The 14448-nt window shown below is 50.1% G+C and carries 10 protein-coding genes; 8 read left to right on the top strand and 2 right to left on the bottom strand.

Annotated elements, in window-relative coordinates; genetic code table 11:
* Positions 1-55 precede the first annotated feature (55 nt).
* The gene (locus J0X00_RS20305; protein WP_282477605.1) at positions 56-1792 is read right to left on the bottom strand and encodes a DEAD/DEAH box helicase; all 1737 of its coding nucleotides are present in this window, start codon (positions 1790-1792) and stop codon (positions 56-58) included.
* Between the two features lie 86 nt (positions 1793-1878).
* Between J0X00_RS20305 and rsuA the strand changes: the two genes are divergently transcribed.
* The 3 genes from rsuA (at position 1879) to J0X00_RS20290 (ending at position 5124) form a co-directional block, all read left to right on the top strand.
* Positions 1879-2580, top strand: coding sequence for a 16S rRNA pseudouridine(516) synthase RsuA (gene rsuA / locus J0X00_RS20300; protein ID WP_136484775.1), 702 nt, complete (start codon positions 1879-1881; stop codon positions 2578-2580).
* A 667-nt stretch (positions 2581-3247) separates the two neighbouring features.
* Entirely contained in the window at positions 3248-4456 is a 1209-nt protein-coding gene (locus J0X00_RS20295; RefSeq protein WP_282477604.1) for a Bcr/CflA family multidrug efflux MFS transporter, read from the top strand.
* Positions 4456-5124 (top strand): DUF2913 family protein, encoded by a 669-nt coding sequence (locus tag J0X00_RS20290; RefSeq protein ID WP_218563032.1) that lies wholly within the window; start codon positions 4456-4458, stop codon positions 5122-5124. The genes J0X00_RS20295 and J0X00_RS20290 overlap by 1 nt, the downstream gene beginning before the upstream one ends.
* 492 nt (positions 5125-5616) lie before the next feature.
* Here the strand turns inward: J0X00_RS20290 and J0X00_RS20285 are convergent, their stop codons facing one another.
* Positions 5617-7050, bottom strand: coding sequence for a DUF2867 domain-containing protein (locus tag J0X00_RS20285; protein WP_282477603.1), 1434 nt, complete (start codon positions 7048-7050; stop codon positions 5617-5619).
* Positions 7051-7149: 99 nt separating this feature from the next.
* On the opposite strand from J0X00_RS20285, the gene J0X00_RS20280 reads away from it, so the two are divergent.
* The 5 genes from J0X00_RS20280 to nhaA all read left to right on the top strand — a co-directional run bounded on the left by J0X00_RS20280 (position 7150) and on the right by nhaA (position 14368).
* The gene (locus tag J0X00_RS20280) at positions 7150-8526 is read left to right on the top strand and encodes an MATE family efflux transporter (RefSeq protein ID WP_282477602.1); all 1377 of its coding nucleotides are present in this window, start codon (positions 7150-7152) and stop codon (positions 8524-8526) included.
* A gap of 123 nt (positions 8527-8649) precedes the next feature.
* Positions 8650-9321, top strand: a complete 672-nt coding sequence (locus tag J0X00_RS20275; RefSeq protein WP_282477601.1) for an ABC transporter ATP-binding protein — start codon at positions 8650-8652, stop codon at positions 9319-9321.
* Positions 9302-11755: an ABC transporter permease gene (locus J0X00_RS20270; RefSeq protein WP_282477600.1), complete on the top strand. Its 2454-nt coding sequence runs from the start codon at positions 9302-9304 to the stop codon at positions 11753-11755. Before J0X00_RS20275 ends, J0X00_RS20270 begins: the two co-directional genes overlap by 20 nt.
* Positions 11755-12885, top strand: a complete 1131-nt coding sequence (locus tag J0X00_RS20265) for a lipocalin-like domain-containing protein (RefSeq protein WP_136484800.1) — start codon at positions 11755-11757, stop codon at positions 12883-12885. The genes J0X00_RS20270 and J0X00_RS20265 overlap by 1 nt, the downstream gene beginning before the upstream one ends.
* Positions 12886-13183: 298 nt before the next feature.
* The gene (gene nhaA / locus J0X00_RS20260) at positions 13184-14368 is read left to right on the top strand and encodes a Na+/H+ antiporter NhaA (RefSeq protein WP_136484802.1); all 1185 of its coding nucleotides are present in this window, start codon (positions 13184-13186) and stop codon (positions 14366-14368) included.
* Positions 14369-14448: the final 80 nt, after the last annotated feature.

Below are 14448 nucleotides of genomic sequence, written 5' to 3'. Positions count from 1 at the left end.
TTGCATATTGGTGCAATGTCAACAAATCCATGGTATTGGCGTTGGATGCTATCGTTCAACGCAGTTCATCTTCAAAAATTTTATCGCGCATTTTCCAGAAACGACCGGACTTGCGCGCGATGACAAACTGCGGCGGGCGGAAGCGATGCTGGTTGTTGACCACTTTGGCCGGCGATGCTTCGTCAAACGGACGATGTTTGTCTGCCAGATGAGGACGCACAAAACGCTGTTTAAAGGTTGCTTTTTGTTTCGGGGTACTCAATGACCAAAATTCATGCACTTGGGCGTTGTTGTCTCCGCGGTAGGTGACTTTCAGTTGGGACTTGCCTTTGTCGTCTTTAAGTACTGATAAGTCCATTTCCAGGCATTCGAACACCAGCGCATCTTTCAGATTGAGCGCTTCTTTAAGCTTTTTGTCCGGATCAACCAGGGTCGCGTCACACTCATGGCAGATGCGTGCGGCGATGTCATTATCAGCGCCGCACTCGCCACAATATTTGGCACGGAAACGGTAGCCACAATGTTCCCGCTCGCCGGTCTCTTCATCGGTAAAGTAGCCTTGGCAACGGCGGCCAAAATGTTCAAGCAGAAAGCCGTTGCTGTCGAGCTTACCCCAGAAATTATTATTGAAGCCGCATGCCGGGCAGGGAATAGTGATGATTTCACTGTCTGAATCCGGTTTCGGATCGCCGACCTCAGGCTGATACAAATCGTAAGTGTTGCCAGCATAGTCTAATACCAGACATTCGGTTTTACCCGGCGACAGACGCAGTCCGCGCCCGACGATTTGCTGATAAAGGCTGACTGACTCGGTCGGACGCAGGATCGCAATCAGGTCAACGTGCGGAGCGTCAAAACCGGTTGTCAGGACAGACACGTTAACCAGAAATTTTACTTCACGCTGTTTAAAGCGTTGAATAATGGTGTCACGTTCCGGCGAGGGCGTATCACCAATCACGATGTCGGACTGTCCTTGTGGCAGTAAGGCGAGAATTTCCTGCGCGTGACGCACGGTCGCCGCAAATATCATCGCGCCTTGTTTGTCTTGGGCGAGGTGAATGATTTGCCCCACAATTTGTGGTGTTGCCCGTTTGGATTGCTCAATCACCATATCCAGTTCTGACTCTTTATAGCGGCCGGTATTCGCTGGCTTCAATTGAGAAAAGTCGTAACTCAGTACCGGCGCGTCAATCAATTTGGCCGGGGTGAGGAATCCCTCATCGAGCAGATAAGTGATCGGCAGTTCAAAAATACAGTCGCGAAAAAAGCGCGTGTCTTCACTGCGCACCAGGCCGCGGGTGTGATACTGGTAGATCCAGCCCATGCCTAAACGGTAAGGGGTGGCGGTCAGTCCCAACACTTTCATACCCGGATTGAGGCTGAGTAAGTGGGTGATGACTTTTTGATAACTGCTGTCTTTGTCATCCGGGACACGGTGACACTCATCAATCACCAGTAACGAAAACTGATGTTTAAACGCATTCAGATTGCGTACCACAGACTGCACGGACGCAAACACCACCTGCTGATCGGTTTCTTTACGGCCCAGGCCGGCGGAAAATATAGCGCCCTTCTGGCCATAGCCTTCATATTTGGCGTGGTTTTGCTCAACCAACTCTTTGACATGGGCAAGCACTAATACCCGGCCTTTGGCCAGACGAGCCAGTTCCGCAATCACCAGGCTTTTACCGGCACCTGTCGGCAGGACGATAACCGCTGGCGTATTGTTGTGACGAAAATAATGAATGACGGCTTTTACCGAGTCAGCTTGATAGGGGCGAAGTGTATACATACAGTCGGACGATGAATTCTGTGAAATAGCTCAACTATTTAATGTGGGCTCTGTATAATACCCGACTTCGAGCAGATGAGGTATGCATGCGTTTAGATAAATTCCTGTGTGACGCCCTGGGCACCACACGTAAAGAAGCCACTCAGATCCTGAAAAGCGGCGATGTCACCGTTGATGGTCAATCGCAAAAAAGTGGCGCATTCAAAGTCAGCGAGACATCCGTTGTCGAATGGCAGGAGCGTGAAGTTACGCTGAGTGGCCCACGATACATCATGTTGTTCAAACCGGAAGGGTTTGTTTGCTCTCACGAAGATGGTTTTAATCAGACTGCATTTGTGTTGCTGGATGAAGCGAACATGCGCGGGCTGCATTTTGCCGGCCGCCTCGATGTGGATACCACCGGTTTGGTCTTGATTACCGATGATGGTCAGTGGTCGCATCGTATTACGTCGCCAAAACACAAATGTGATAAAACGTACCGTGTGTGGCTGGCTGACCCAATTCAACCGGATTACGCAGAGAAACTGGCGCAGGGGATTGAGCTGCGTAATGAACGTGACATGACGCTGCCAGCTCAGATGGAAGTGGTGGATGAAGCGGAAAACGAACTGCTGCTGACCATCCATGAAGGAAAATATCATCAGGTTAAGCGTATGTTTGCCGCTTTGGGTAACAAAGTCATTGGCCTGCATCGCGAACGGGTGGGGGATATCGTGCTGGATGATACCCTGGAGCCGGGTGAGTACCGCTTCCTGACTGAAGACGAAGTCGCGTCGATCTGGAAATAACCCTGTTAGAGGCTTGAGTCACAGTCGCGTCTGTCCTCTCTATTCCCACTCTGTTGTTTACTGAGTAAAGAGGAATATATAAGCGGGACACACGTACTTAAGCGCACATACTTAAGTGGGACACTCGCAGTTCAGAGGTTTATACAGGTGCAGTATAGGTATCTAAGTGCATATTGGCGGTAAGAGAACAAGGACAGATGTCAGAAAAGGTGTGTGTCCTTTTTATTTTCTCCTTAGTAAGAGTGTGTGTCCCCGTAAATGGCCGCTCATAAATGCCTGACTGATTGCAACGACTTGTGTGTCTGAATAGGCGTTACTCAGATACTGCATCGATGCTGGTAAAGGCCTGGTTGGTGTTGGTTCTGTGCTGGACACTGAGTTCAATTAGGAACTAAAAATCGAATTAGGAAATAGTTTATTTCCTAATAAGAACTAGAAGTTTCTCGGCTTTGCCATAAGCTAGAGAGTGGAATCAATGTTTTCGATATTACCCTCTCGATTTGAGTCTGACTTGGCGTTATCTGCCTTCGTTTCTCCGCGCATGAAATTTTCTGTTGCGGGCTCACTCATTTCTCGTCGTTAGACCTGATTGTTCGGGATGTCGAAATCGAATCAATAAGTGCGGCACCTGGTGTCGCACTTCGTATTTTTATCAGAGTGGAGATGTATGACCTCAACGAATTCCCCCCTTAACTACGATGCGTCGAAGATAGGCTTTGTGTTATTTATTGTGCTCGGTGCGATTGGTGCACTGACTCCGCTGGCCATCGATATGTATCTGCCAGCCATGCCAGCTATCGCCCAAGATCTGGGGACCACTGCTGGCCAGGTGCAGATCACGCTGACCGCTTACACGGCAGGCTTTGCTATCGGCCAACTTTTGCATGGCCCTCTCGCTGATAGTTATGGACGTCGCCCGGTGATGTTGGGCGGTATTTTCCTGTTTGCGGTAGCGGCTATGGTCAGCGCCACCACGCATGGTATTGACGCGCTGACTTATGTGCGGGCGGCACAAGGTTTTGCTGGTGCTGCTGCTGCCGTGGTGATTCAGGCTGTGGTACGCGATATGTTTGACCGTGAAGATTTTGCCCGCGCGATGTCGTTTGTCACCTTGGTGATCACGATTGCACCGCTGGTCGCGCCGATGATTGGCGGTTATCTGGCGGTTTGGTTTGGCTGGCGGTCGATCTTCTGGTTACTGGCTGCTTTTGCTGTGGTTGTTATTGCCATGGTGTTGTGGAAAATTCCGGAGACCCTGTCTGACGAAAACCGACAGCCGCTGCATTTTCGCAGTACGATGAAGAACTATCTGCGTCTGTGTCGCAGTGGTCAGGCGATGGGGTTAATTATGGCCGGAGCTTTCTCGTTCTCGGGCATGTTTGCCTTTTTGACCGCAGGTTCATTCGTCTATATTGATCTGTACGGCGTGAGCCCGAGCGAGTTTGGCTATCTTTTTGCGCTGAATATCGTCGCGATGATCGGTATGACGACTCTCAACGGCCGTTTGGTGAAAAAAGTCGGTTCGCATGCCATGCTGCGTTTTGGTCTTTTTGTACAGTTAGTGGCTGGGCTGGGGCTGTTTATCGGCTGGTTCACCGGCGCTGGCCTGTGGGGGACGGTGCCGTTTGTGGTGATGTTTATTGGGACCATCTCTACTATCGGCAGTAATGCAATGGGGCTGCTGCTCAGCGGGTATCCGCGCATGGCCGGGACGGCGTCTTCTTTAGCGGGCACGTTACGTTTTGGCACCGGCTCGGTTGTTGGCGCATTGGTGGCAGCGATGCCTGGCGGAGAAAGTTGGCCAATGATTTTCGTTATGGCCGGATGTTCGTTATTATCTGCGAGTTTTTATTGGACATTAGGAAGAAAAGCATAGTGTCAGACTACTATCTGGAAATTCAGAACGTCGTAAACGCGGCGTTAGCAGAGCTGAGCGCAGAGCATAGCGCCGGAAAAGTGGCCGATGCTCCGGTCGCAAACAACCATTTTCTGGTGCACTGGGTGACTAAGGCGATCAAAAGTCAGCGTTTCCACCGCTGTGTGAGTGACGATTTGCTGCGTTGGCAAAAGGCTGGCCGCTCAAAGGGCAATCAGTCTGAGCTGCTTTTTACGTTTAAGCGCATTTCTGCTTACTACGCGCAATTTTTTGCCGGTGATGCCGCCGCGGAGTGCAACGTCATTACAGATAAAAAAATTGAGCAGTTCCTCGATACGATGGAGCAAGCGGATTGGGAAGTGTCAACTTCAGAGCCTCTGGTAGGTTGCGGTAAAGTACAGATCTTTACCGACGGCCAGAACTCGCTGGCACTGTGTGCCGAGCAGTGCGAGTCGTGTTTTGACGGTGAGCTGCTGGTTAAACCGATGAGCTGGTTTGTCCGTGGTTACCACGCCGGCTTTATTGAGAAGGCGGCCGAAGCAGGTTTTATGGTACATAAGCGCACTGATTATAAGTCGAACGTGAAGTACCACGGCGAGTATTTGATCTATCCGGGTAATCAGGGTCAGCAAGTGGCTGAAATCCCTCTTAGCTTTAAAGCTGATTAAGCCGGTAAATCACGCTTGAGTTTTGTAACAGGAGAGGAATACCTCTCCTGTTTTTTCATCTTTAAACAACCTACCTCAGAAACGGTAACGCCAATAGACGGCCCCAAATATCCCCTCATAGCTTTGCATCACATCCCCCATGTTCTCTTCCTGCACGAACAGGTAGTCACTTTCACGGTATTTTTCATAGCGGATATTAAGTAATACATTCTGGTCGTCGGAGATTTGATAGTCACCGGTCAGCTCGAAGCGATGTGCGCTTGCTCTGTTATCAGGATAGCGGTAACTGTTTGAGCTGCGAGAATATATTGCTGAGTAATAAAGGCGTGTCCGTTTACATCATGTCCGTTTACACCACTATCGAGTGCAAAGTTGACCGAAGCATCATAGCCGTAATCTTTGCCATCACTGATGCCGATATCCGGAGTCGGGTACTGGTCATCGGCGTACCAGGTTTCGACAACCAGCTGCAGGCCGGGGATACCCTTGGGGCTAATCGTCGTGCTCCGCCAATTGGCAGATTGCTCTCACCATGCCGTTAAAAATAAACAGGTGGGCCGGCATCATGGCAAACCAGTAAAGTAATCCTGCAAACCCTTTTGGGTGCCACCAGGCGGTAATATTCAGCTCCCTTACGTCACCTCGATCTTTAATCGTTACTTCTAAGCGACCAAGCCCCGGACCTTTCATACCAAATAACAGGGAGAGGAAATGCGGCTTTTCGACCCAAATCACTTTCCAGGAGTCGATAAAGTCACCCACCTTAAGTTCCGGGCCGGGAGGCGATACCCGGATTGGCTTGCCTCCACCGACCAGAAAATCCAGCCATTCTCGGGTGCGCCACAGAATGTTGGCAAAGAAATAGCCCTTCTCCCGGCTACCGATCTGCTGTGCCACCTGCCACAATGCGTCAGCAGAGGCGTGTGTCCTTATAGTGGCTCCGGCACATTTAGGATAATAGCCGTAGCCGGCTTGCCAGCGCTGCAAAGCGGCGGGGTCGAATCCCCAGACGTTGCTGCGCACGAAAGTGCCTTCCTGTTCGATGGTGGATTTCGCTGCGTCATAGTAGCTGATTAACGGTTGCGGATAACGAGTGCGAATCGTGTCGGAATCGGTGACGTAATCATGTTCCAGTCCGGCTAATAACGCCCGGCCAATGCTTGATGGTACTGAGGTGACCAGACCCAGCCAATAGGACGCCATGGCTGGCGTCAGCATGCGGGTTGACCAGAGTCGAAAAGGTTTGCCGGTCAGCTGACAGATGACTCTGAACTGATCACGATAAGAGAGTGTATCCGGGCCGCCGGCTTCCAGTATCTGATGTCCAGATGGATTTTCCTGTGCCAGTTTGAGCAGATAGTGATTCAGATTTTCCAAAGCGATCGGGTTGGCTTTGGAGTCGACCCATTGAGGCGCAATTAACAGAGGCAGGTTATAGACGAAATCACGCATGATCTCGAACGCTGCTGAGCCTGGGCCGACAATCACCCCTGCGCGCAATTCTGTCACCGGGACGTGACTCTGGCGTAGAATATCACCGGTCTCTTTCCTTGCCTTAAGATGGTTCGACTGGCCTGTGGCTGGTTGCAGCGCGCTGAGATAGATGACGTGGCGTACCTGGCTTTGGTCCAGTGCGGATTTAAAGTGATGAGCAAGGGATAACTCATATTCGATAAAGTCATGGCCTTGCGCCATACCGTGCACCAGAAAAAACACCAGCTCGAACTGAGGCACGAGCTGAAGTGTTGCCTGCTCATCAGCCAGGTCCAGATGGGTAATCGTCAAGTGCGGATGGGGTGAGGTTCTTAGCGTCAGGTAGTCGGTCTGTCGAGCAGCCGCGGTGACATCGTAACCTTGTTCCAGTAATAGAGGGAGGAGCTGCGATCCCACATATCCGGACGCGCCCAGAACCAGAACTTTCTTCATGATCGCCTCTTGCAATGGAGTGGTGTGATTAGGTGCATAAGCGTATAATAACGGTTCATTTTTAGCCTTGCTATCAAACTCTTGTCCTGAGGTGGTCGGTTGTCTGTTGTATCTCAAGTTTTACATTACACCAAAGGTGATTTCTTTCGTCATCTGATTGCGATTGCGCTGCCGATCAGTTTGCAAAGCATCATGTTTTCCAGTCGCGGCTTAGTCGATGTGTTGATGCTGGGACAACTGGGCGAAGCTGAAATTGCCGCTGTCGGCGTCGCTGCGCGTGCAACCTTTGTGACCACGATTATGTTGGTGGGCGTGACAACCGGTGGCGCTCTGCTGACCGCACAGTACTGGGGGGCCGGTAATCAGCGCGGGGTGCGCGAAAGTACCGCATTAACCTGGCTGGTTTCTATGTTTTTTGCGCTGTTCACTGTGGCACTGTTTCTGATTTTTCCCAGTGAGATTATGGCACTGGCCACTGAGTCACAGCGTGTTAATGGGCTAGGCTCCCAGTACTTAATCATCACTTCTTTCAGCATGCTGGCGGTTGCATGCGTCAGCAGTATGGCAGTCGGATTACGAGCCATGCATAAACCGGGTATCAGCACTTTTTTCAGCGGGGTTGGGATCCTGGCGAACGTTTTCCTCAACTGGTTACTGATATTCGGTAAATGGGGATTTCCTGCCCTTGGTATTCAGGGGGCGGCGATTGCGACTGTGATCAGTGGATTGGTCGAAGTCGGCTGCCTGTTTGGTTATTTGTATGCCAAGCAGCATTTGTTGGCGTTCCATCTTGGCGATATTCGCGCGGTACTGGTGTGGAAAACGATTGTCCGGTTTCTTAAGCTCTCTTTGCCGACCACCGTCAATTTTCTCGGCTGGGCGGGTGGGCTGTTTGTCTATCATGCCATTATGGGGCAAACCGGTGTTCAGGGTTTAGCGGCACTGTCTGTGATGACGCCGGTAGAGTCAATCTCGCTCAGTCTTTTGATTGGGATGTCGAATGCGGCCGCGGTGTTAGTCGGCAACCAGCTTGGCGCCAGAAACTTTGACGCGGTTTATTATCAGGCGATTGGTATTGCGGTAGTGAACGTGGTCGCCGCCGTGGTGGTGGCATTTTTACTCAATCTGGTGCAGATCCCCATTCTGAATTCGTTTAGTGCACTGACTGAGCAGACTCGCGATCTGGCGGACAAATTCATCGTGATTCTGAGCCTTGGAATAGTTCTTCGTTCTGTGCCTATGATGCTGATTGTCGGGGTATTACGAGCTGGCGGCGATGTCAAATTCTGTCTTGCCCAGGATACCGTCGCCCAGTGGTTGATTGGCATTCCTCTGGCGGCATTTGCAGCCATCTATTTACAGGTGGCGCCGGAATGGATTTATCTGCTGTTTCTTACCGAAGAAGTGGTGAAATGGTTTGGTTCTATTTGGCGTACAAAAAGCAAGCGCTGGATGCGCAATTTGATCGAAAACTAGATATATGACATCTTACCAATGCATCTTGATGTATATTTTGTGACCCCATGTCCAAAATACTTTCTAGAGTGCGGGAATTAGTGTAGATTCTCAGTCCTTAATTTATCGACGGTGAGTGATTTAATGTTACAACTGATAGACCTGTCCAAAGGATTTATGGATGGCGATGAGTTTCACCCTGTATTACAAGGGGCAGAGTTGACGTTAAATCGGGGCGATCAGTTGGCATTAATGGGCGAAAGCGGCTCGGGCAAGAGTACGCTGCTCAATCTGATTGCAGGTCTCGACACCGTCGATTCGGGTGAAATCTGGTTTCCTGATTTTGCCATGCACAAGAATGCAGAGCATAAACGCACTGCCTTTCGCCGTAATAATATTGGTCATATTTTTCAGCAGTTTAATCTGTTACCAACCTTGAATGTTGCCGACAATATTCGTTTTTGTCGTCAGCTTAAAGGGCTGCCAGAGGATCAGGGATTATTGCGCCAGATTTTATCGGCGCTGGATTTAATGCCTTTGCTTGGTCGTTATCCGGAAGAAGTCTCCGGTGGGCAGCAACAGCGTGCTGCGATTGCGCGCGCCTTGTATATGGAACCGACATTATTGCTGGCCGATGAGCCGACCGGAAGCCTGGATGAACGTAATGCTGAAGCGGTAATGCGCTTGCTGACCTCACTGGCGCATCAATTCGAGTGTTCCCTGCTGTTAGTGACCCACAGTGAAAAAGTCGCGAGCCATATGGAAGGGTGTATCCGCCTGCAAGGAGGGCAGTTACATGTTATGGCCCGTAGTTAAAGCACTACTCGGGCATTACCGTCGTTACCCGCTACAAATTTTTCTCGTCTGGCTCGGCCTGACACTCAGTGTTTCCCTGTTAGTTGGCGTTACCGCAATCAACAACCATGCTCGTCAAAGTTACGAACATGGCGAAAAGCTGTTTTCTAACCCTCTTCCTTATCGAATCCGTACCAAACACGTCGCCAATAAAATTCCTCAGGGCTTCTACGTCCAGTTGCGTCGGGAGGGTTTCAACCAGTGTGCTCCGTTTGACAGTTACCGCCTGACAACCAAATCCGGTGCTGATTTCACTCTGCTCGGTATTGATCCGGTCGCCATGCTGCCGCTGGGGAATGGTCTGACATTAGATCAGATGAGTATGTTGGCGCTGATGCAAAAACCGTCCCCTTTGATGGTGAGTCAGGATTTTGCTGCGCTGCAAGGCTGGTCCGCCGGCGATCCGGTGACTCTGGACGATGGCACTGAGCTCGGCCCTGTGGTGATTGATACGCACAACTTGATTAACGGCACTCGGATTGTTGCGGACCTGTCATTAGTTCGTGAGCTAAGACCAAGCGCTGGCTTGTCGGTTATCGCCTGCACGGATATGCCGCCGGAGAAGCTACAACAACTGAAAAGAGCTCTGCCAAATGGAATGACGTTAGTGCGCAGTTCGCGCGCAGAGCTGGAATCTCTCACTCAGGCTTTCCATATGAATCTGACCGCGATGGGAATGCTGGCGTTTTTGGTAGGGTTATTTATTTTCTACCAGGCGATGTCGCTGTCGCTCATCCAGCGTCAGCCTTTGGTTGGTATATTACGTCAAACCGGGGTCTCTGGCTGGCAACTGGCGAAAGCGTTATCACTTGAGTTGCTTGTTCTGGTTATTCTGAGCTGGCTGTGCGGCAATGTGTTTGGCCTGATCCTGGCCAATAAGTTAATGCCAGCGGTATCGGCCAGCCTGGCTAATCTGTATGACGCCAACGTAGGGCTGGCGATAGACTGGGATTGGAGCTGGAGTTCATACAGCTTATTTATGGCAATTTTCGGGGCGTTTGCTTCTTGTGCATGGCCATTGATCCGGTTGCTAAAATCGCAGCCGATACGACTGACAACCCGTCTTTCCCTGATGCGTTTTGCCCGTTCTGAATTCACGTTACAAGCCTTGATTGCGAGCTGCCTGTTTGTGGCAGCAATGGCGGTGTATCAGGCGCCGAAAACTCAGTCGTCCGGCTTTGCCATTATCGCGTTACTGCTGATCAGTGTGGCTCTGATGACGCCATTCATAATCTGGAATGTATTTAAGAGTTTCTCTTACACCATGCGCTGGGTAAAAGTACGCTGGTTCTTTGCCGATGCAGCAGCGAGTATGAGTTATCGTGGCGTAGCGACAATGGCATTTATGCTGGCTATGGCGGCCAATATCGGGGTGGAAACCACGGTCGGCAGTTTCCGTGAGACGACAGAAAAATGGCTGTCACAGCGTCTGGCGGCTGACTTATATCTCTATCCAACCGTGAGTTCGGCTGCCCGGATGAGTGAATGGCTGTCGAAACAACCGGACGTCGATAATGTCTGGTGGCGCTGGGAGAAAGATTTCTCGACCAATAATGGTGCTTTGCAGGTGGTCAGTACCGGTACTTCGCAAGGGGAACTGGATGCTCTGACTGTGAAGCTAGGTGTGCCTGACTACTGGTATCATTTGCATCATTCGCGTGGCGTGATGGTCAGCGAATCCATGGCGATTAAACTGGGCATACGACCGGGTGATTATATCGATCTCTCGATGCCATTGGGCCAGGGCTGGCTGGTGGTCGGCGTCTATTATGACTATGGTAACCCTTATAATCAGGTGCTGATGTCTCATCGCAACTGGCTGTACGCTTTTGCTGGTACGGGGAATGTCGCTCTGGCCGTGAAGATGAAAGATGATACTCAGGTCAACGTGCTGAAAAAGCGTCTTGATTCGGTATTCAGGCTCGATTCGGAACGGGTGTTCGACAACCATAGCCTGCATAAAAAAGCCATGCGGGTCTTTGACCGGACTTTTGCTATTGCCGATACCCTGGGTAACATCACCTTGTTAATTGCGGTGTGTGGTATTTTCTTTGCGACCGTTGCCGGTGAAGTCTCCCGTCAGCGGCATATTGCTTTGCTGCGTTGTCTGGGCATGTCTGGAAAAGAACTGGTCGCAGTCGGGGCGTTACAGCTGTTTGTGTTTGGCGCGATTTCTCTGATTATTGCGCTGCCGTTGGGGATTGTATTGGCTAAGTTAATGATTGATGTTGTGATTCGTCAATCGTTCGGGTGGACAATGGCATTGCAAATGATTCCGTCTCTTTATATGCAAACCGCCATGTTGTCGATGCTGGCTCTGATTATTGCAGGGGCTCTACCTGTGATGCGATTGGTTCGTCGCTCGCCAATGAAATCATTAAGGGATGCGCTGTAATGGCAGTACTGAATAAAAGACTGGTGAAGCTGTTGGTGGTTACGACCGTATTGGCGGTTATCGCATTGATCGGTTCATTACTGTATGCCATCTTCGCTCCGACCCAATACCAGCCCGATGACAACGATTTGGATTCTCTGTTTGCCTCACAATCGCAAAAAGTATTTGAATCGGCACTGCCGGGTAAGTCTGTGGTTTTACCCGCAGACTTCGCTATGCATCCGGACTATCAACATGAGTGGTGGCACTTTTTTGCCAATGTCAAAGATACGCACGGCAACGAATATGGTGTGCAATGGAATTATTTCCGTATCGCGCGTGATGATCTGGAGCATCCGGGCTGGGATAACTCCCAACTCTATTTTTCACATGTGGTGATCTCGACCCGTGATCACGTCTGGCGTGAACAACGTATGGCCCGCGGTGGTATCGGACTCGCCGGGCTCAATGCAAAACCTTTTCGGATGTGGATTGATAACTGGTCCTGGAGTGCTAAAGATGAGAACCCGTTCCCCGGGCGTTTGAGCGTTAATACCGATTCTTTCGCGTTGTCGCTGAAGATGGAACAAACCGGACAGTATGTGATTCCCGGTGAGCAGGGTTATCAGGCCAAGCATAACCTGATGCCGGTTGCGTCATATAATATTCAGGCGCCGTTTATCAAGGTACGTGGTTCGCTTAAACTTAGCAATAATATGCCTCCGGTTGCAGTTGAAGGGACGGCGTGGATGAGCAAAGAGTGGGGCAGCGGTTTGCTGGCAGAAGGTCAGCGTGGCTGGGACTGGTTCGTGCTTGACCTCGATCAGGATACCACACTGACAGTCAGTCGATTCCGACACAATCTGCAGTTACCCTATGTATTCGGAACCTTGTCGACCCGCAATGGTAGAGTGATCACACTGAATGAATCTGATGTGATGATCACCCCTTTGCACATGATGTCTTTGGCGAACGGTAAATTAGTCCCGTTACAGTGGAATATTTCGATCCCAAGCCAGAATATCAATATTACCACCAGTGTACTCAACCAACATTTGTGGCTACCCTTCGCTCTGCCATACTGGCAGGGGCCGATTTACTCGTTCGGAACACACCGTGCTCACGGTTTTATGCAACTGACGGGTTACTAAACTATCATTTTCTGTAATACGTTAAAAACGACAAACACTTCATACTTATGAGTCGGAACGGGAACATCTTAGATCTTCCCGTTTTGTTATTTTCCCTCAAAAGCGGTTTTCTTTACTCGATTTCCTATACTTAGAGTTTGGGATTGTTTAAACGGAATAAACGTAACATGAAGCTTAACTGTTCGGGATTTTCGAGGTTTATGTTCATTACAAGCGATTTCTCAAGCGATAAGTGAGTGGATACACTCAATTTATTCTTTTGTTTATCGTTGACTAACATAACGACAAGGACGATTTAATGACTGACACAATTCGTGACTTTTTCAAAATGGAATCAGCCGGAGGGATCATCTTAGTGATCGCTGCGGTGGTTGCCATGACCATTGCAAACTCACCTCTCAATGAATTCTATCAGGGTGCACTGCACAGCTACCTGTTTGGTATGTCTGTTTCTCACTGGATTAACGATGGCCTGATGGCTGTGTTTTTCATGTTAATTGGCCTGGAAGTAAAACGTGAGCTGCTGGAAGGGGCACTGAAGTCGCGTGAAACGGCCATTTTTCCGGCTATCGCCGCTGTAGGTGGTATGCTTGCGCCGGCACTGATTTATGTGCTGTTTAACTCGGGAGATCCTCAAGCTATTCAGGGGTGGGCGATCCCGGCGGCAACTGATATCGCGTTTGCTTTGGGTATCATGGCGTTGTTGGGAAATCGGGTGCCGGTGAGCCTGAAAGTATTCCTGTTGGCGCTGGCCATCATTGATGACTTGGGTGTGGTTGTGATCATTGCGCTCTTCTATACCAGCGATTTATCAACCATAGCGCTGACAATTGGCTTTATCATGACGGGTGTGCTGTTCCTGCTTAATGCTAAACACGTTACCAAAATCAGTGTTTACATGGTGGTTGGCCTGATTTTGTGGGTTGCGGTACTGAAGTCGGGTGTTCATGCGACACTGGCCGGTGTGGTGATCGGTTTTGCAATTCCTCTGAAGGGCAAACAGGGTGAGCACTCTCCGCTGAAACATATGGAACATGCACTGCATCCTTATGTGTCGTTTGGTATTTTGCCTCTGTTTGCATTCGCTAACGCAGGTATTTCACTGGCCGGTGTTTCTCTGGCTGGTCTGGCTTCAACCCTGCCTTTAGGTGTTGCGCTTGGCCTGTTACTGGGTAAACCTCTCGGGATTTTCACCTTCAGTGTTGCAGCGGTAAAAATGGGTGTGGCTAAATTGCCGGAAGGTATTAACCTTAAGCACATCTTTGCAGTATCTGTGCTGTGTGGTATTGGTTTCACCATGTCGATCTTTATCTCCTCACTGGCGTTTGGTAGCGCCAATGCAGACTACGACACCTATGCTCGACTGGGTATTTTGATGGGTTCCACCACAGCAGCGATTCTTGGTTACGGCTTGCTGAGTCTGTCACTGCCAAAGAAGAAGGTTGAGAATGCGGCGTCTGCTCAAGTAGACAACAGAACCTGATAAGGGCAAGTGTCCGAAAAATATAAACGAAAGGCCCCGAAGGGCCTTTTTTGTTGTGTCTGGCTTCGTTCTTTACCACT

Source organism: Vibrio sp. ABG19, from assembly GCF_029962385.1.
In the GTDB taxonomy this organism is placed as follows: Bacteria; Pseudomonadota; Gammaproteobacteria; order Enterobacterales; family Vibrionaceae; genus Vibrio; species Vibrio ostreae.
This window is presented reverse-complemented; position numbering and strand designations above follow the sequence as displayed.

Bases quoted from the DNA above. Each gene is read 5' to 3' on its own strand.
- J0X00_RS20305 (WP_282477605.1), bottom strand. From the start codon at position 1,792: ATGTATACACTTCGCCCCTATCAAGCTGACTCGGTAAAAGCCGTCATT.
- rsuA (WP_136484775.1), top strand. From the start codon at position 1,879: ATGCGTTTAGATAAATTCCTGTGTGACGCCCTGGGCACCACACGTAAA.
- J0X00_RS20295 (WP_282477604.1), top strand. From the start codon at position 3,248: ATGACCTCAACGAATTCCCCCCTTAACTACGATGCGTCGAAGATAGGC.
- J0X00_RS20285 (WP_282477603.1), bottom strand. From the start codon at position 7,050: ATGAAGAAAGTTCTGGTTCTGGGCGCGTCCGGATATGTGGGATCGCAG.
- J0X00_RS20275 (WP_282477601.1), top strand. From the start codon at position 8,650: ATGTTACAACTGATAGACCTGTCCAAAGGATTTATGGATGGCGATGAG.
- J0X00_RS20270 (WP_282477600.1), top strand. From the start codon at position 9,302: ATGTTATGGCCCGTAGTTAAAGCACTACTCGGGCATTACCGTCGTTAC.
- J0X00_RS20265 (WP_136484800.1), top strand. From the start codon at position 11,755: ATGGCAGTACTGAATAAAAGACTGGTGAAGCTGTTGGTGGTTACGACC.
- nhaA (WP_136484802.1), top strand. From the start codon at position 13,184: ATGACTGACACAATTCGTGACTTTTTCAAAATGGAATCAGCCGGAGGG.